A 16951-nucleotide genomic window follows, 5' to 3' on the forward strand; every position below is an offset into this window, starting at 1 on the left:
GGAGGGTGCCGCCACGCGAGCCCGAGGCATCGATCGAGGTGGGAGGCTGGACGAAGACCCGCTCGGTCTCGTTAGGGCTGCTTCCTTCCGGACCTGACCCGGTTGGCGAGTGAAACGTCCCTCGCCAACCTCCCGAGCGCTATATGGCCGCCGCGCGCGACGGATGCAAGCGGAGTCCGGGTCTCGACGCGGAGTCCGGGTATTCCAAGGAGATTTTCGGTATTCCAAGCGAATGCAGGGTATTCCGAGCGAATGCGGGGTATTCCGAGCGAAATCCGCCTCGCAGATCTGCTCGCGACAGCCCGCGGCGTGCCCGCAAATCGCCCGATCCCTGCGCCAACGTCCGCCCCCTGATCTGTATCGTCCAAGAAGGAGACGCCGATGACGCGGCGGTTCGGCTTGAGCCTGATGGTATCCACGTACCTCGCAGCGGGCCTGATGGCGGCATCTGCTGCGCCCGAGGCGCCCAGAGCCTGGGCGGGCCGCTATCGCTACGAGCACGATGGTGGTCGCACCGTCGGCGGATCGCCGATCGTCGTCACCTACGAACTCGACATCGCTCCGGGGCGCGGCAACCGTGACTGTCTGTTGCGGATCGAGGGCTTCCAGACCGACGAGACCATCGTCTGCAAGGCGAGCGGTACGGCCGAGAGCGTGTCCGTTGCGTTTCACACCTTCGGCGACGGTCGCACGGTCAACGCCTACGGTACGCGGCTCTACGATGTCGGCCTGAACCTGTTCGAGATGCACCGGGGCGGCGACGCCGTCCTGACGCAGTGGCGCGCGCTCAATCCGAGCGGTGCCGGCTCGGCCGCGCCGGCCGGCACCTATTTCACCCGTCAGAGCTGAACGTCAAAGCGAGGCCTATTCGGCGGTCCGGCCCAGATGAGCATCGTGGACTACTCGGCCTTGCGCTTCACGATGGCGAAGGTCTTGGGGTCGAGTTCCAGGTCGAACTGCTTCCCATTGGCGTCGATGGCATCGTCGACTTCGATCTCGTCGTCCTCGACCTCGATCTTCTTCCATTTGGTGAAGCCTTCCTGCTTCAGCACGGCTTCGATCTTGGTCTGCTCCTCCGGGGTCGGCTTCCGGTCGGCGAAGGCGGACCCGGTAAAGGCGAGGCCGAGGGCGAGGGCGGTGAGGCCCGTGAGCTTGATCGACATGGTGTCTCCCTGCTGTGTTGAGAAATGTTTCTGACCCCAGTCGAACCACTCAGCCTGAGTGAGGTTCCTGCCAACGTCGTACGATGGCTGCGCCCAGAGGTTGTGTCCGGAGGCGGTGCCTCCTAGGGTCGCCGGATCTTTCCGCCCCAGGATCGGTCCAGCATGGTCACGCGCGTCGCCACCGTGGCGTTCGAGGGCATCGAGGCGCGGGCCGTCGATGTTCAGGTTCAGATCGCCCCCGGCATCGTCGCCTTCACGGTGGTGGGCCTCGCCGACAAGGCCGTGGCGGAATCCCAGGAGCGCGTGCGGTCGGCGCTGATCGCCTCCGGCCTCGCCCTGCCGGCCAAGCGCATCACCGTCAATCTTGCCCCGGCCGACCTGCCGAAGGAGGGCTCGCACTACGACCTGCCGATCGCCCTAGCGGTGATGGGGGCCATCGGCGCCCTGCCGGCGGATGCGCTCGCGGGCTACTGCGTTCTCGGCGAACTCGCCCTCGACGGCACGATCACGGCCGTGTCCGGCGTCCTGCCCGCCGCCATGGCGGCCAGTGCCCTCGGCCTCGGCCTGATCTGCCCGGCCGCGACCGGGCCCGAGGCCGCGTGGGCCGGCGGCGACCTCGACGTGCTGGCGCCGCGCTCCCTCATCCAGCTCGCCAACCACTTCAAGGGGACCCAGGTCATGGCCCGGCCGGAGCCGGCGGTGGCCGCGCCGGGCCCCGCCTTGCCGGACCTGCGCGACATCAAGGGTCAGGAGGGGGCCAAGCGCGCCCTGGAGATCGCGGCGGCCGGCGGCCACAACCTGCTGATGAACGGGCCACCGGGAGCGGGCAAGTCGATGCTCGCCGCGCGCCTCCCCTCGATCCTGCCGCCACTGGCGCCGCGGGAACTCCTCGAAGTCTCGATGATCCAGTCGGTGGCGGGCGAACTGAAGGGCGGCGCGCTCTCGAACCGGCGCCCGTTCCGGCAGCCCCACCATTCCGCCTCCATGGCGGCCCTGGTCGGCGGGGGCATCGATGCCCGTCCGGGCGAGGCCTCGCTCGCCCATGGCGGCGTGCTGTTCCTCGACGAATTGCCGGAGTTCACGCCCCAGGTGCTCGATTCCCTGCGCCAGCCGATGGAGACCGGGACGATCATGATCGCGCGGGCCAACCACCGCGTGACCTACCCAGCCCGCTTCCAGCTCGTCGCCGCGATGAATCCCTGCCGCTGCGGGCAGGCGCTGGAGCCGGGCTACGCCTGCCGCAGGGGGCCGAACGAGCGCTGCGTCGCCCAGTACGGCGCGCGGATCTCTGGGCCGCTCCTCGATCGTATCGACCTGCGCATCGAGGTCGGGGCGGTGACGGCCGCCGACCTCATCCTGCCACCGCCCTCGGAGGGCTCGGCCGAGATGGCGGCGCGCGTGGCGACCGCCCGCGCTCTGCAGGCTGCGCGCTACGCGGCCTACGATCCCGACGCGACGTTCACCAATGCCACCTGCCCGTCGCCGGTGATCGAGGCCGTCGCCGCGCCGGACCCGGAGGGCGCCGCCCTGATCCGGTCGGCCGCCGAGACCATGCGGCTCTCGGCGCGCGGCTTCCACCGGACCCTGCGCGTCGCCCGCACCCTGGCCGACCTCGACGGCGAGGCCCAGGTCCGCCGCATCCACCTCGCCGAGGCCCTGTCCTATCGCGGGCGGACGGAGCAGCCCGTCGCGGTATGACCTCAGGCGGCGGGGAGCACCTGCGATGCAGGATGCCGCCTTTGGTGGCGGATCAGCGCAAGCGTCAGGCCCGACAGGGTGAGCAGGTCGCAGGTGAGCCCGAAGACCGAGCCGACCAGGGCGTTATGAAAGGCCCAGCACAGGCTGGCGCCGAGAAAGAGCCGCCGCATACCCTGCGGGTCGCCCTGGAGGCGCGCGGCCGTCGCCAGCAGGGCCCCGAGCCCGGCACAGGCCGAGGGACCGCCGTTCCAGGTCGCCAGGGTCAGGCCGGCGGCGACGAGGGTTGTCGCGGCGAAGAGGGGACCAACCCAGGGAGCGCGGCCCTGCGGCCCGATCGCATGCGCCGAGACCAGGTTCTGCAGGAGGGCGATGGCGCACATGGCCGTGCCGGTGAGCGCACCGAGATGCAGGTAGTGTAGGCCAAACGCGGTGGCGCATCCGGCGGAGGCGAGGAGCATCCCGCGGCGATGCGGCATGATCCCCGCGGCGAATCCCAGCAGCAGGCCGAGGGTTCCGAAGAGGTCGAGATGTGGTTTCGCTGCTGCCCAGCCGATCTGAGCCCACTCGATGACAATCATGGTCCGCGCCCGGTCGGCGCAGAAGCGCGCCGCACTCGACGCAGGCGCTAGGTCGTCATGGTAACCGGTCGGTTAACGCGTCTTGTCGAGGGCCGGAGCTGTCGTCCGACTGCCACAGCGGGCGAACGGACCGCCCGCTGGACCGTCCTATTCCGCGGCCTGGCGGGCGGCGTAGCCGAGCCGCCCGTTCAGCTCCTCGATCAGCTTCACGGCGGCCTCCGCGATGACGGTGCCGGGCGGGAAGATCGCCGAGGCACCGGCGGCGTAGAGGGCGTCGTAGTCGCCGGGTGGGATCACCCCGCCGATGACGATCATCACGTCGCCGCGGCCCTGCTCCGTCAGCGCCGCCTTGAGCTCGGGCACCAGGGTCAGGTGGCCGGCAGCCAGCGACGACACGCCGACGATGTGGACGTCGTTCTCCACCGCCTGCCGCGCCGCCTCGGCGGGCGTCGCAAAGAGCGGTCCGATATCCACGTCGAAACCGAGATCGGCGAAGGCGGAGGCGATGACCTTCTGGCCGCGGTCGTGGCCGTCCTGCCCCATCTTGGCGACGAGGATGCGCGGGCGGCGCCCGTCATTCTCCTCGAAGGTCTCCACAAGCTTGCGAACGGTCTCGACCACCGGCGACATGCCACCCACCTCCCGCTTGTAGACGCCCGAGATCGAGCGGATCTCGGCCCGGTGACGGCCCCAGGCCTTCTCCAGCGCATCCGAGATCTCGCCGACCGTGGCCTTGGCCCGCGCCGCACTGACCGCGAGTTCGAGCAGGTTGCCCTGGCCCTGTGCCGCGGCCGTGAGGGCGGCCAGCGCCGCGTCGACGTCGGCCTGGCTGCGCTCGGCGCGCAGGCGCTTCAGCTTGTCGATCTGCAGGGTGCGGACGTTGCCGTTGTCGACCCGCATCAGCTCGATGGCGCGATCGTCGTCGGGCTTGTACTTGTTGACGCCAACGATGGTCTGGCGGCCGGAGTCGATCCGAGCCTGGGCGCGGGCGGCGGCCTCCTCGATTCGCAGCTTCGGGATGCCGGCCTCGATGGCCTTGGCCATGCCGCCGAGCTCGTCGACTTCGCGCAGGTGCTCCCAGGCGCGGGTGACGATGTCCTGGGTCAGCTTCTCGACGTAGTAGGAGCCGCCCCACGGATCGACGATGCGGGTGGTGCCGCTCTCCTGCTGCAGGAAGAGCTGCGTGTTGCGGGCGATGCGGGCCGAGAAGTCGGTAGGCAGGGCCAGCGCCTCGTCGAGCGCGTTGGTGTGCAGGGACTGGGTGCCGCCCTGCGTCGCCGCCATCGCCTCGATGCACGTCCGGGTGACGTTGTTGAACACGTCCTGGGCGGTCAGCGACCAGCCCGAGGTCTGGCTGTGCGTGCGCAGCGGCAACGACTTGTCGCTCTTCGGTTCGAACTCCTTGACGAGCTTGGCCCAGATCAGGCGCGCAGCCCGCATCTTGGCGATCTCCATGAAGAAGTTCGTCGAGATCGCCCAGAAGAACGACAGGCGCGGGGCGAACTGGTCAATGGTCAGGCCAGCCGCCAGACCCGCCTTGATGTACTCGACCCCATCCGCCAGTGTATAGGCGAGCTCGAGGTCGTTCGTCGCCCCGGCCTCCTGCATGTGGTAGCCGGAGATCGAGATCGAGTTGAACTTCGGCATGTTCTTCGACGTGTAGGCGAAGATGTCGCCGATGATCCGCATCGAACCCGCCGGCGGGTAGATGTAGGTGTTGCGGACCATGAACTCCTTGAGGATGTCGTTCTGGATCGTGCCGGCGAGCTTCTCCGGCGGCACGCCCTGCTCCTCGGCCGCGACGATGTAGAGAGCCAGGATCGGCAGCACCGCGCCGTTCATCGTCATCGAGACGGTCATCTCGTCCAGCGGGATGCCGGAGAACAGCGTCCGCATGTCGTAGATCGAATCGATCGCCACGCCGGCCATGCCGACATCGCCCGAGACACGCGGGTGATCGGAATCGTAGCCGCGGTGGGTGGCAAGGTCGAAAGCCACCGACAGGCCCTTCTGCCCGGCGGCGAGGTTGCGCCGGTAGAACGCGTTCGAATCCTCCGCCGTCGAGAACCCGGCATATTGCCGGATCGTCCAGGGCTGGGTCACGTACATCGTCGGGTAGGGACCGCGCAGGTAGGGTGCCACCCCTGGGTAGGTGTCGAGGAACTCGATGCCGTCGCGATCCTCGGGGCCGTAGACGCCCTTCACCGGAATGCCCTCGGGCGTCATCCAGGGCTCGCCCGTGGGCGGCACCGGAGCCGGGATGGCATCGGCCGCGTAGGGAACGGTCGCGAAGTCGGGGATGCGAGACGTCATGGGCTCTGGCTCGTGCGGCGGCGGCGTCCCTGCATTATAGGTACGCGTACAATCTGGGCTACCTCTAACCGGACTTCGCCCGGATGGGGCCGGCAAAACCGTCACTTTCGCGCATGCGAGCGGCAAATCTTTTCGGGCCGCTGCCAAATCTTTCTTGTCGGATGCCCCTATTCGGCGGCCATCCGGGAGGGGGCGAGGCCCTGGACCTCGGCGGCCACGGCCGCCACGACGCTGCGCAGGTGCCAGACGAGTTCCGAGAAGCCCGGCGTGATCGCGAGGGAGGCCTCGTTCATGTAGAGGCTGCGGTTGATCTCGATCTGCAGGGCGTGGCGCTCGACGTTCGGTTCGCCGTAATGCTCGGTGATGAAGCCGCCCGCGTAGGGCTTGTTGCGCAGGACGCGGTAGCCGCGAGCGCGCAGGTGGTGCTCGAAGGCGTCGATCAGGATCGGCGCGCAGGCCGTGCCGAAGCGGTCGCCCAGGATGATGTCCGCCCGCGCCGCCTCGTCGCGCCCGAGGCTCGACGACGGCATCGAATGGCAGTCGATGAGGATGGCGTGGCCGAACTGGCGGGCGGTGCGCTGGATCAGGCTGCGCAGCGTGCGATGATAGGGCTTGTACAGCGTCTCGATCCGCTCGACCGCGACCTCCACCGGCAGCCGTCCGCGATAGATCTCCTGCCCGTCGGCCACGAGGCGCGGGATGGTGCCGAGGCCGCCCGCCACCCGCATGGAGCGGGTGTTGGCGAAGGCCGGCAGGCGTCCGTCGAACATGCGCGGATCAAGCTCATAGGGCTCGCGGTTCACGTCGAGGAAGGCGCGCGGGAAATGTGCCCGCATCAAGGGGGCCCCGAGATCGACCACCGGGGCGAACAGCCGGTCCACGTGCGCGTCTTCCGAGCGCCGCAGCGCGAGCCCGTCGAGGCGCGAGGCGGCCAGGAAGGCGGGTGGGTAGACCGCGCCGGAATGCGGTGTGTTGAAGACGAAGGGGAGGGTATGCGCCGTCGGCTCGTCCACCGTGAAGGGCGGATCGAAGACCGCCGCTCCGGACGCTTCGGGGGTCTGGAACGGCTCTGTCATCGCGGCGCGGGCGCCTCGGTGCGGACGGGACAACGCATCGACTCACTTTGCGGTTTGCCAACTCGCCTGTCCAGCAGGACGGAGGCGTCGCGAGGCCGCTCTGGGTGCCGTTGGACACCCCGTCCCGTCGGGCTGGCAACGTTCTGTTTACCAAGCCGGTGCTTTGTGGAATGAACACGTCGAATCAAAGGTACGGGACGCTGCTCGATGAAGATCCTCCTGGCGGAAGACGACAACGACATGCGCCGCTTCCTGGCCAAGGCGCTGCAGAACGCCGGCTACGACGTGCTGTCGTTCGACAATGGGCTGTCGGCCTATAATCGCCTGCGCGAGGAGCCCTTCGAGCTGCTGCTGACCGACATCGTGATGCCCGAGATGGACGGGATCGAGCTGGCGCGTCGCGCCACCGAGCTCGACCCCGACATCAAGGTGATGTTCATCACGGGCTTCGCCGCCGTGGCTCTGAACCCGGATTCGAAGGCCCCGAAGGACGCCAAGGTCCTGTCGAAACCCTTCCATCTGCGCGACCTCGTCAACGAGGTCGAGAAGCTGCTGGCCGCCTGAGCGTAACCGCCAGGGCCCCCACCGAATCGAGGCAGTAGGAAGAGCCCGCCGGCTCGCCTATATGCTGTACGGATTGGGATGGGGCGTTTCGACGATGAAGCCGGTCACGATCTATACAACCGCGTGGTGTCCATACTGCTCGGCGGCCAAGAGCCTGCTGCGCGACAAGGGCATCGCGTTCACCGAGATCGACGTCGAGCGGACGGCCGGTGCGCGCACCACCATGGTCCAGCGCGCCGGGGGCCGCACGAGCGTGCCGCAGATCTTCGTCGGCGACACCCATGTGGGTGGCTGCGACGACCTCTATGCCCTGAACGGTGCCGGCAAGCTCGACGCCCTGGTGGCCTCATGAACGACGCGACCAAATTTACGGCCGCGTGCGTACAGATGCGCTCGGGCCGCGATCCGCTCGCCAACCGCGACGCCGCCGTGGCCCTGGTCCGCGCGGCCGCGGATGCCGGGGCGCACTACGTCCAGACGCCCGAGATGACCTCTCTGGTGGAGCGCAGCAAGGCGAGCCTGTTCGAGAAGGTCACGGCCCAGGACGACGACCCGACGCTGGCGGCGCTGCGCGATGTCGCCCGTGAGCGCGGCCTCGTGCTCCAGATCGGGTCGCTCGCCGTGCGCAACGGCGACAAGGTCGCCAACCGCGCCTTCCTGATCGATGCCGAGGGAGCGATCACCGCCTCCTATGACAAGCTGCATCTCTACGACGTCGACCTGCCCAACGGTGAACGCTGGCGCGAATCGGCGACCTATACGGGCGGCGCCTGCGCCGTGGTCGCCGACACGCCCTGGGCGGCCATCGGCCTCGCCATCTGCTATGACATCCGCTTCCCGGCCTTGTACCGGGCCCTGGCGGAGGCGGGCGCCACCGTCCTGACGGCGCCGGCCTGCTTCACCAGGCAGACGGGCGAGGCGCACTGGCACGTGCTGCACCGGGCCCGCGCCATCGAAACCGGGTCGTTCATGATCTCGGCCGCGCAGGGGGGACACCACGAGGATGGACGCGACACCTACGGTCACTCCCTCATCGTCGATCCCTGGGGCCGAGTCCTGGCCGATGCCGACGGAGCCGAGCCGGGGGTGATCCTCGCCGAGATCGATCTCGCCCGCGTGGCCGATGCCCGCGCCCGCATTCCAACCCTGCAGCATGCCCGCCCCTTCACGATTGAGCGGGTGGGGCGCGCCTCCTGACACCGCCCGCAGACGCGTTCCGAAAATCCTGACCGATGATCCGCTACACCCTCGTCTGCGAGGCCGAGCACGGCTTCGAGAGCTGGTTTCCGTCGAGTGATTCCTTCGACGCCCAGGCGGCACGCGGGCTGGTCTCCTGCCCGGTCTGCGGCTCGGTCCGGGTTAGCAAGAGCATGATGGCGCCCTCGGTCGCCCGGACGGATCGCGGTCCTCGCACGCTTCCGGCCCCCGTCGGGACGCCTGCGGAGGCTGGCGCGTCCCCCGCTGGGCCGCCGGCGACGCCGCAACTGGCACTCACCGAGCCCGAGCAGCGCCTGCGCGCCCTGATGCGGGCGATGCGCGAGGAGGTGACGCGGAACGCCGATGATGTCGGCGCACGCTTCCCGGAGGAGGCCCGGCGGATCCACTACGGCGAGACCGAGACCCGTGCGATCTACGGTGAGGCGAGCCTCGAGGAGGCCCGCGCCCTCGTCGACGAGGGCATCGCGGTGGCGCCCCTCCCGCCGGCCTCCGACGACCGGCACTGAGCCTCAACGCTTCAGTGCGGCGGTCCCGGCGATCGACGAGAGGGCGAAGGCGATGAGCGCGTTCCAGCCCGCGAGAGAGATCCCGGCCAGGCGCCAGGCCGCCGTGGAGCAATCGGCCACGCGGGTGGTCTGAAGTGCGTTCAGAAAATCGCCGACGGCGGCCGGATTGGCGCCCGCGCCACCGCCGCAATCGGTGGGGCCGGCCCAGAGGCTCCACTCCGCGCCCGCGTGATAGACGCTCAACCCGGCTCCATAGAGGAGGCCGACGGCGGCGAGGCCGAGGACGAGGCGGGTGGCCCAGGCGGGCAGGACCAGGCCCAGGACCGCCAGTGGAATCGCCGCGTAGTAGGGAATGCGCTCCTGCAGGCAGAGCTTGCACGGCACGTAGCCGAGCCCCCACTGGAAATACCAGGCTCCCGCGAGCGTCAGTACGGATCCGACGAGCAGGAAGAGCGCGGTGCGGCGTAGGCGCAGGAGCGAGGCGTAGTCCATCTGTCTACAATCACCTTGGTCTAGAGCAACACCTTGAACAGCACGAAGCCGAGGATGATGACGGCGACGGAGATCGCCGCCACCACGTTGAGGTGCCGGTCGAGCACCCCCCGGATTTGAACGCCGTAGCGGCCGAGAAGTCCCGCCAGGATGAAGAACCGGGCGCCGCGCGTCAGCAGCGACAGCACCACGAACCAGAACAGGTCGTAATGGGCGAAGCCCGAGGTGATGGTCACGAGCTTGAACGGGATCGGCGTCAGGCCCTTCAGCAGAATCACCCAGTGCCCGTACTCGGCGTAGGAGGCCTGGAAGGTCGCGGCCTTGTCGGACAAGCCGTAGACCCGGAACACCCATTGCCCGATGGAGTCGAACAGCAGGGCGCCGATGGCGTAGCCGAGGAGGCCGCCCGCCACGGAGGCCAGGGTGGTGATCAGGGCATAGAACCAGACCCGATCCGGCCGGCTCACCGCCATCGGCACCAGCATCACGTCCGGCGGCACCGGGAAGAACGAGCTCTCGGCAAAGGCCACCGCCCCGAGGGCGTAGGGCGCGGAGGGCTTGCCCGCGAGCGCGAGGATCCACTCGTAGAGGCGACGGATCATGAGGGGTCCGGGAAGGCTGGAAGGGATGGGCGGCGCCCTTTGACCATACGGCGCCGTTCCTGGCGAGCGCTCGCAGACCGCACTGCGAAGAAAACCCCTCTGGCCGAAACCGGGAAGGTGTGCGATGACGCGGATGCTGCGGGCGTGGTGGAACTGGTAGACGCGCCGGACTCAAAATCCGGTTCCGCAAGGAGTGTCGGTTCGATTCCGACCGCCCGCACCACTCGGCTCCCCTAGCCATCGCGATTCGGCCCGAGCGCCCAGGTGCGCCTCGACCCGTCTCATCTCGGCGAGCGGCCCGCGAAAAGCGGGCGATCGACGACCTTGGCATGGTGGCTCTCGCTCGATCCCCGCCCTGATCGGCCTGACGTTGCGGGGAGGGCCGAGAGACAATCCATCGCGCGGTATCACGGACGGTCCGGTCGGCTCCGCCTGCGCGCGGACCCGTGATGCAGGGACAATCCTGCCGAGCTGGGCGATCCCAACGAATGAAGTCGACGCTGCCCTCGCCGTGAGCCTCGCAAAGCGCGGTTCCCCAGGCCGCTCGACCGGAGCAGACCTGCGGTGCGGGCGCGCCGCAGGTCTGTCTTCGTTTCGAGTGTGGTCCTCAGGCGACGAGCAACACGTCGTGTTTCAGGCTCCCGATAAGGTCGAGGTTGGTCACGCCGGCGATCTGGAACGTCTCGCTCAACTCGCCCCAAAGGTCGGTATCCGCCGTGATCGTGTAGACGTCCGTGCCCATCGTTTGGCTCAGCGTGGCGCCCGGACCGAAGCCGGAGAACGCCAGGCGGTCGCCCGCCGACGCACCTGCGTCGTTGAAGTCCATGACCTTGTCGCCGTTGGTCTCGCCCGGGCGGAACACGAAGGTGTCGGTGCCGCCCCCGCCGATGAGCACGTCCTTACCGCTGTCGCCGTCGAGGACGTTGTCCGCACCGTTGCCGATCAGGGTGTTGCCGAGGGCGTTGCCCGTGCCCGTCAGATCGGCCGTGCCGGTCAAGGTCAGGGCATCGAGGGTGGTTCCGAGGGTGTAGCTGATCGAGGACCGTACGGTGTCGATGCCTTGGCTGGCGATTTCGACCACGAGATCACCGCGCGCGCCGACGACGTAGGTGTCGTCGCCCGTGCCGCCGATCATGAGGTCGTCGCCGGTGCCGCCGTCGAGCGTATCGTCGCCGGTACCACCGTAGAGCCAGTCACCGCCGGCGCCGCCCGACAGCGTGTTGGTGGCCGCGTTGCCCATGAGGACGTTGTCCAGCGTATTGCCGGTGGCGTCGATGGTGCCCATCCCCGTGAGCTTCAGGTTCTCGACGTTGGCGCTGAGCGCGTAGGAGATCGCGGCAAGGACGGTGTCCGTGCCCTCTCTGGTCGACTCGATGACACTGTCGTCGATGCTATCCACCACGAAGGTGTCGGTGCCGATGCCGCCCGCCATGGTGTCGGTGCCGAGGCCGCCGTCGAGGCGGTCGTTCCCGGCACCGCCGGTCAGCGTGTCGTTGCCCGAACCACCGGCCAGCGCATTGTCAACGCTGTTTCCGACAATCGTATCGTTGCCCGCTCCGCCGATGGCGTTCTCGATGAGAGACGCGGTATTGTCGTCATACAGGAGGGCATTGGCAATATTGCCAGCCGCCGGATGACCTACTCCGAGCTGAGCCAGTTGACTGACGGAAGTTACCGTCCACTTTCCGGGAGACAGATCGATGCTCAGATTTGTCCCATAATTCGACAAATCGTATGTATCATTTCCTCCCCCATCCCAGATCGTCATGAACAGGCGATTTTCCAAAGGAATGGAGAATCCATTGCCATCGATCGAGATCTGGCCAGTATCGGGGCTCCACTGGTAGCGATTGTCGCCTGCGTTGACGTCATAATTCGCTCCGTACATGTATTGCAGCGCGGCAATGTCGTACATCATCAGCGATTGAGGAAAGCCGTTGAGCTCGTTTTCGGCATACCCTCCATCTGAGCCGACATAGGATTTGGCCTTGATCGTGTATTCGCTTGAATCATGCTCATAGGTCATGGCCCCGAATACACCGGGCTCATTGCCGTGCTTGAAGCCCAGCGCATGCCCGATTTCATGGAGCATCGCAGAAAAAGCATAGGTTCCGACGATCGGGTCGTCGAACCCCACCGTATTATACCAAGTGTCGCCGGCATCGGGGCCATTGCCTGGATAGTAAGCCCACGCATTTGGGGGCATATCCGACATGGCGAAGCGTAAATCGCCGGCCCCTCCGTCGACCTCGGTGAAAGAGAGATCTGCGACTGAGGCGACAGAACTCAACATCTCTCGGACAACTTCCTTCTGCCGTTCGCTGAAAGACTGGAAGTTTAAATCCTTCTCGCCTCTGTATTCGTACTGGGCAGGATCGGTGGGAAAACTGAACGTCATATCGGTGTTCGCCCAGCGCAAGCCTGCCAGCAATCCATTGATATCTTGATCGCCGCTTGCAGGGACAGACGCATAAGTATTGGCCATTTTACGCTCCAATCGATACGGACTAACTCTTCGAAATTCTTGATGTCTGCGCACGATTTGTTCGAAAGGCGGCAGATCGGACATCGCTCCAGTCTTCCGGCCGGCCAATCGGGGTTATCTTGGATCGCATGTCGGGAAGTCGCGTTGACGTATCGACCCTGGCGGGATGGCAAGCATGCCTCACCCGATCAGAGGTGGAGGATGAGACCTGTTTTCGACTTGGTCGCATCTCGGCAGAGAGCAGGCTTCGATGCCCTTGTATTTCGGGTTATGCTGTAAGTCGCAGGTGTTGATCTATTATTGTCTTTGGCAAAGGCCGCGAGCAATTTACTCTGTGTGACCCTTTATTCTGCATCGGCCTCTTTCAGAACGCAGGGTTTCTCGACCGGGGAAGTGCTGAAGATGTGTTGGCGCGGGCATCGCGCCGCGTCGCAGGTCGGTCTCGGGTTGGCTCGGATGTCGATCGATACGGCAGCGGTCTGGGATGTCTCGATTTGCTCTGCGTGGTTGTCGCTCTGTCGATCATCCTTTCCTGTGGCGTGCCTCCGGATGCGGCGGCCGGACCCTCGGAACTGCGTGTCCAACCGCCGCTTCGAGGGGCTACGGAGACTTTGGGCGATACCGATCCTGCCCGAGTCGACGATCATCCCAAGCAGGCGTAAGCGAAATTCGTGCCGTGGTTGAATGTGCTCGAGAGAAGGATCGCGCTGCGTGCACGCCGCGTCCTGTCTTCGATTTGCGATGGCTGCGCGTCGCCGGCCGGGGCATCGAACCGCACCTCGATCGCTGGGACGCGAGCGCCTTGCCGAGAGCTTGTCAGGGGTAAGCGAGAACCGGTTGTCCCGAAAAGACAAACGCCAAGACCGAAATCAAGGGTTTGACTCGTTCAGGATGAGGCTGACAGACCCGGACGACGCGATCGTTGGCGACCCGGCCCAAGCCCCGCTCGACCACCTGCATGGTCTCGGACTGCATGGTCCCGGGATGTCATTCCTGGATCCGTCGCGACGCGAGCCAGGCCTGCCGGATCCTCGGCGAGCCTCGGGGCATGCAACGCTTCGTGCCGGCGGTACTGATCAACCAGGATGCGCTGACACGCGCCAGCATGGCCCCGGCGTTCGAGTTCGGACGCCATGGCGAGCGCCGCATCTCTGCACTGTGGCAGGCGGCGGGGTGGGCGGGGTCAGGTCAGGTGGGGCACCACGCCGGGTGACTTCTTCGGTTCGACCAATGCCGCAAACATCGCACGCGCTGATCCGCTCATCGCGAGCGGGGAGGCGAAGGGCAAGGTCGTCCTCGCCGGTTTCGCCGACTAAACCCCATCAGGACGCATCCCGGCTGGAACCGGGACGCGTCCTGCATCGGCCCGAGGCTACGGTGTGAGCTGTGCCAATTCCTCGAGGCCGCCACCATCGGCATAGGCCTTCCGGAAGCTGTCGCGAGACTTCCAGCGCTGCCAGAATCCGTCGAGCTGCTCGAACCGTTCGTCGAGCGGCGTGGCTACGGGGCCGAACTTCGAGAAGGCGATGGCCGTGCAGAGGGTGATATCGGCAAAGGTCGGGTGCTCGCCGCCCAGCAGCCATTCGCGTCCTTCGGCCAGGTGTCGATCGACGAGGGCGGCGTGCGCCAGGGCCTCCTTGCGGCAATGCTCGCCCCATTGCGGGTTGCTCGTCAGCTCCAGCTTCGGTCCGAGACCCCGATGCGAGACGTGGAACAGCGTCGTCAGCCGGTAGAGGATCTGCACCCAAACGCGATTGTCCCACATCGCGTCGAGCCCCTGAGCGAGGGGCGTTTCGCCGGTGATCCTGCGGCCCTCATGGTGTGCATCGAGGTAGCGCACGATCGCGGACGACTCCGAGAGATAGCTACCGTCGGGCAGTTCCAGCGTCGGTGTCTCGCCCCACGGGTTCATCTTGAGGTGGCGCCAGCCGCGCTGCTCGCCCTTGGGGGCCATATCGTAGATCACCTCCTCGAAGGCGTCCGTGATGCCTTTCTCGTGCAGGAAGAGGCGAAGGCGCTGAGGGTTCGGGAACGCCGATGGTGACGTGTAGATCCGAGTTTTGGTCGACAAGGAAAATCTCCGCTGATGGGCACGGCCGGCAGGTGGGCTGTACCATCAGGACTGGCAAGGACAGCCGATGTTCCAGAGCCTGACGCGATTCATGGCCCCATCGTTCCGCGAGGCGCCGGCTTGCGCCGCCTCCGGCGCCCGCGCACCCTGCCCGAGACGTTCTTCAACGTTGGGGGCTCGAACAGCGTGATCGCGATTGGGACGGCCGGCTGGAGCGTGCCGAAGGCCCATGCCGATGCGTTCCCCGCATCCGGCAGCCATCTGGAACGCTACGCGCAGCGCTTCGATGCCGTGGAGATCAACACTGCGTTCTACCGGTCCCACCGAGTCGGGACCTATGCGCGATGGGCGGCCTCCGTGCCCGAACGGTTTCGCTTCGCCGTCAAGCTTCCGCGCACGATCACGCACGAGCAGCGGCTCGATCGAGCCGAGGGGCTGCTGCGCCAATTCCTCGGCGAGGTCGCCGGGCTCGGCCCCAAGCTTGGCCCGCTCCTGATTCAGCTGCCGCCGAGCCTCCGCTTCGACCCAGATACGAGCGCTGGGTTCCTGCGTGCCTTCCGAGACATTCATGGCGGCAGCATCGTCTGCGAGCCGAGGCACGCCAGCTGGTTCGCGCACGATGTCGATGCGCTGCTGACCGAGTTGTGTATCGCGCGCGTTGCAGCTGATCCGTCCCCAGTGCCCGGCGCCGGCGAACCCGGAGGCTGGCATGGTCTGCGCTACGAGCGCCTGCACGGCTCACCGAAGATGTACTACTCGGCCTATCCACCCAGCACTCTGGATGCCCTCGCCGGACGCCTGCGAGGCGACGCCGTGCACGGGCGCGAGTGCTGGTGCATCTTCGACAACACCGCTGCTTTCGCGGCCGCTGGCGACGCGCTGGCTGTATGCGAGCGTCTTCGCAGCCACGCAAAGCTGAGCGAAACGCCGACGCCACCTTAGCGCTGCCGCCAGACGATCTTGGCGCGCCACAGGAACGGCGCGCGCTCCGCGCCGCAGCCGAGCCGTGTTCGCATCTGCCCAGCATCTCAGCGCACAAACGGCGCCCTTGCCCCCTGAGCGACTCGACCCGATTGGGATCTGCGACCTTTGCTTTCGAAGCCCTTGCGGACATCCCTCTGAGCCGAAAGGCTGCCACGACCCGTTGCGCGGAGCCCGTGCATGGGCTACCAGAACGACACGGTCAGCACCCGTAGCTCAGCTGGATAGAGCGTTGCCCTCCGAAGGCAAAGGTCACACGTTCGAATCGTGTCGGGTGCGCCGTTTCGATCTAAATATGCGAACCACGCGCGCTACTCCGTCTGGGTTGAACCATCTGGGTGTTCGAGGCTTGCCGTGTCACCAATGATGCGGATGACGGCGTCATCCACCGTGATGCGGTTACCGGTCGCCTGCGGCAACGCCTTGTGGAACGTAATTACGCCCCAGCTACGACGTTCTCACGCGCCAGCTGCTTAGTCAGTCCCGGACCCCCGATCTATGGCGGCTGTTGCTCCACAAGATGCGGTGCCGCCTGTTCTTGGTTTGCACTGACTTGATGGCGTGGGGTTCACGCAGAGGCGGCGACCAAAATCACTGATCGTTCTGGGGGGACGGAGAGAAGGGATGACCCGGCACCCGGGATCTGCATGAGGGGGTGGTGGCGCCCGTGGCAACGACCTCGCGCCGGCGGGCGTTCGCGCGGTTTGAGGTCAGTGTCGCCCTCTCGCTCTACTGAATGGCCTCACGCACGACGACCGGGACGGTGACCTATCAGGCCGAGTTGCTTCTCTACCTCGCCGATTACGCGGACGAACTCGGTGCCGGTGACACGCGCGCTCTCAGTCATGTATCTTGATGGCGGTTGAGGGTCAGGCTGAAGGATCTGACCGACGAACCAGTAAGGTTGTCACTCAAAAATATTGCGTGCCAACGATTCCGCGTCGCAAAGCGACTTCCCAAGCGTGGCCGTTCAGGTAGGTTGTGGCGGTAGCTCAGGGTTGTGGATGCGGAGATCCAGTAGCCGAATGCCTCTTGGCACTAGCGCACTAGGCCGCTCGTAAGACTCTGAGCTTTCCTTCGATCGGGATGCTTTCGGTGAACGCTTCAAAATATGTTCTCAGCGCCGTCGCGGCGGCTCTCATCAGTTGCACCGCACCGGTGCCGCGCGCGTCGGCGGGCCCGTTGGACGGGCTCGCCGGCGGAG

At 66.6% G+C, this 16951-nt stretch carries 15 protein-coding genes, 2 tRNA genes, 1 other RNA gene and 1 pseudogene; 10 read left to right on the plus strand and 9 right to left on the minus strand.

The window, feature by feature from the left end; genetic code table 11:
* Nucleotides 1-37 precede the first annotated feature (37 nt).
* Nucleotides 38-134: signal recognition particle sRNA small type (gene ffs / locus CRT23_RS03010), an RNA gene on the minus strand.
* A 247-nt stretch (nt 135-381) separates the two neighbouring features.
* On the opposite strand from ffs, the gene CRT23_RS03015 reads away from it, so the two are divergent.
* Nucleotides 382-849, plus strand: a complete 468-nt coding sequence (locus CRT23_RS03015; RefSeq protein ID WP_103708486.1) for a DUF5991 domain-containing protein — start codon at nt 382-384, stop codon at nt 847-849.
* 50 nt (nt 850-899) lie between these two features.
* On the opposite strand, the gene CRT23_RS03020 is transcribed toward CRT23_RS03015, so the two are convergent.
* Complete coding sequence (locus CRT23_RS03020) at nt 900-1163, minus strand: PepSY domain-containing protein (RefSeq protein WP_103708487.1); 264 nt, start codon at nt 1161-1163, stop codon at nt 900-902.
* 162 nt (nt 1164-1325) lie between these two features.
* Here CRT23_RS03020 and CRT23_RS03025 point away from each other — a divergent pair, with 162 nt between their 5' ends.
* Nucleotides 1326-2861, plus strand: coding sequence for a YifB family Mg chelatase-like AAA ATPase (locus tag CRT23_RS03025; RefSeq protein ID WP_103708488.1), 1536 nt, complete (start codon nt 1326-1328; stop codon nt 2859-2861).
* Nucleotides 2862-2863: 2 nt separating this feature from the next.
* Here the strand turns inward: CRT23_RS03025 and CRT23_RS03030 are convergent, their stop codons facing one another.
* From CRT23_RS03030 to CRT23_RS03040, 3 genes are all read right to left on the minus strand, one after another.
* Nucleotides 2864-3439, minus strand: coding sequence for a YgjV family protein (locus CRT23_RS03030; protein ID WP_055947973.1), 576 nt, complete (start codon nt 3437-3439; stop codon nt 2864-2866).
* 147 nt (nt 3440-3586) lie between these two features.
* On the minus strand, nt 3587-5752 hold the full coding sequence (gene scpA / locus CRT23_RS03035; RefSeq protein ID WP_055947976.1) for a methylmalonyl-CoA mutase: 2166 nt from the start codon (nt 5750-5752) through the stop codon (nt 3587-3589).
* A gap of 167 nt (nt 5753-5919) precedes the next feature.
* Nucleotides 5920-6828 carry an N-formylglutamate amidohydrolase gene (locus CRT23_RS03040; RefSeq protein WP_055947980.1) on the minus strand — a complete coding sequence of 303 codons (909 nt, stop codon included), beginning with the start codon at nt 6826-6828 and terminating at the stop codon, nt 5920-5922.
* A 207-nt stretch (nt 6829-7035) separates the two neighbouring features.
* Between CRT23_RS03040 and CRT23_RS03045 the strand changes: the two genes are divergently transcribed.
* The 4 genes from CRT23_RS03045 (at nt 7036) to CRT23_RS03060 (ending at nt 9116) form a co-directional block, all read left to right on the plus strand.
* Complete coding sequence (locus tag CRT23_RS03045) at nt 7036-7392, plus strand: response regulator (protein ID WP_003603128.1); 357 nt, start codon at nt 7036-7038, stop codon at nt 7390-7392.
* Between the two features lie 94 nt (nt 7393-7486).
* Nucleotides 7487-7744 carry a glutaredoxin 3 gene (gene grxC, locus CRT23_RS03050; RefSeq protein ID WP_103708489.1) on the plus strand — a complete coding sequence of 86 codons (258 nt, stop codon included), beginning with the start codon at nt 7487-7489 and terminating at the stop codon, nt 7742-7744.
* Entirely contained in the window at nt 7741-8589 is an 849-nt protein-coding gene (locus tag CRT23_RS03055; protein ID WP_103708490.1) for a carbon-nitrogen hydrolase family protein, read from the plus strand. The genes grxC and CRT23_RS03055 overlap by 4 nt, the downstream gene beginning before the upstream one ends.
* Before the next feature lie 35 nt (nt 8590-8624).
* On the plus strand, nt 8625-9116 hold the full coding sequence (locus CRT23_RS03060) for a DUF1178 family protein (RefSeq protein ID WP_103708491.1): 492 nt from the start codon (nt 8625-8627) through the stop codon (nt 9114-9116).
* Between the two features lie 3 nt (nt 9117-9119).
* Here the strand turns inward: CRT23_RS03060 and CRT23_RS03065 are convergent, their stop codons facing one another.
* Together CRT23_RS03065 and CRT23_RS03070 are read right to left on the minus strand one after the other, a co-directional pair.
* On the minus strand, nt 9120-9608 hold the full coding sequence (locus CRT23_RS03065) for a disulfide bond formation protein B (RefSeq protein WP_103708492.1): 489 nt from the start codon (nt 9606-9608) through the stop codon (nt 9120-9122).
* A 20-nt stretch (nt 9609-9628) separates the two neighbouring features.
* The gene (locus tag CRT23_RS03070; RefSeq protein WP_055947995.1) at nt 9629-10210 is read right to left on the minus strand and encodes a YqaA family protein; all 582 of its coding nucleotides are present in this window, start codon (nt 10208-10210) and stop codon (nt 9629-9631) included.
* Nucleotides 10211-10348: 138 nt separating this feature from the next.
* Between CRT23_RS03070 and CRT23_RS03075 the strand changes: the two genes are divergently transcribed.
* A tRNA-Leu gene (locus CRT23_RS03075) sits at nt 10349-10433 on the plus strand.
* Nucleotides 10434-10817: 384 nt separating this feature from the next.
* On the opposite strand, the gene CRT23_RS03080 is transcribed toward CRT23_RS03075, so the two are convergent.
* Nucleotides 10818-12779: a M10 family metallopeptidase gene (locus CRT23_RS03080; protein ID WP_103708493.1), complete on the minus strand. Its 1962-nt coding sequence runs from the start codon at nt 12777-12779 to the stop codon at nt 10818-10820.
* A gap of 934 nt (nt 12780-13713) precedes the next feature.
* On the opposite strand from CRT23_RS03080, the pseudogene CRT23_RS28340 reads away from it, so the two are divergent.
* Nucleotides 13714-13872, plus strand: a pseudogene (locus CRT23_RS28340) (IS3 family transposase); the annotation flags it as partial.
* Nucleotides 13873-14067: 195 nt separating this feature from the next.
* Here the strand turns inward: CRT23_RS28340 and CRT23_RS03090 are convergent.
* Nucleotides 14068-14766, minus strand: coding sequence for a glutathione S-transferase N-terminal domain-containing protein (locus CRT23_RS03090; RefSeq protein WP_103708495.1), 699 nt, complete (start codon nt 14764-14766; stop codon nt 14068-14070).
* A gap of 147 nt (nt 14767-14913) precedes the next feature.
* On the opposite strand from CRT23_RS03090, the gene CRT23_RS03095 reads away from it, so the two are divergent.
* Together CRT23_RS03095 and CRT23_RS03100 are read left to right on the plus strand one after the other, a co-directional pair.
* Entirely contained in the window at nt 14914-15708 is a 795-nt protein-coding gene (locus CRT23_RS03095) for a DUF72 domain-containing protein (protein ID WP_245435930.1), read from the plus strand.
* Between the two features lie 244 nt (nt 15709-15952).
* Nucleotides 15953-16026: transfer RNA gene (locus CRT23_RS03100), tRNA-Arg, on the plus strand.
* Nucleotides 16027-16951 lie beyond the last annotated feature (925 nt).

The organism is Methylobacterium sp. V23, from assembly GCF_002917135.1.
Lineage (GTDB): Bacteria > Pseudomonadota > Alphaproteobacteria > Rhizobiales > Beijerinckiaceae > Methylobacterium.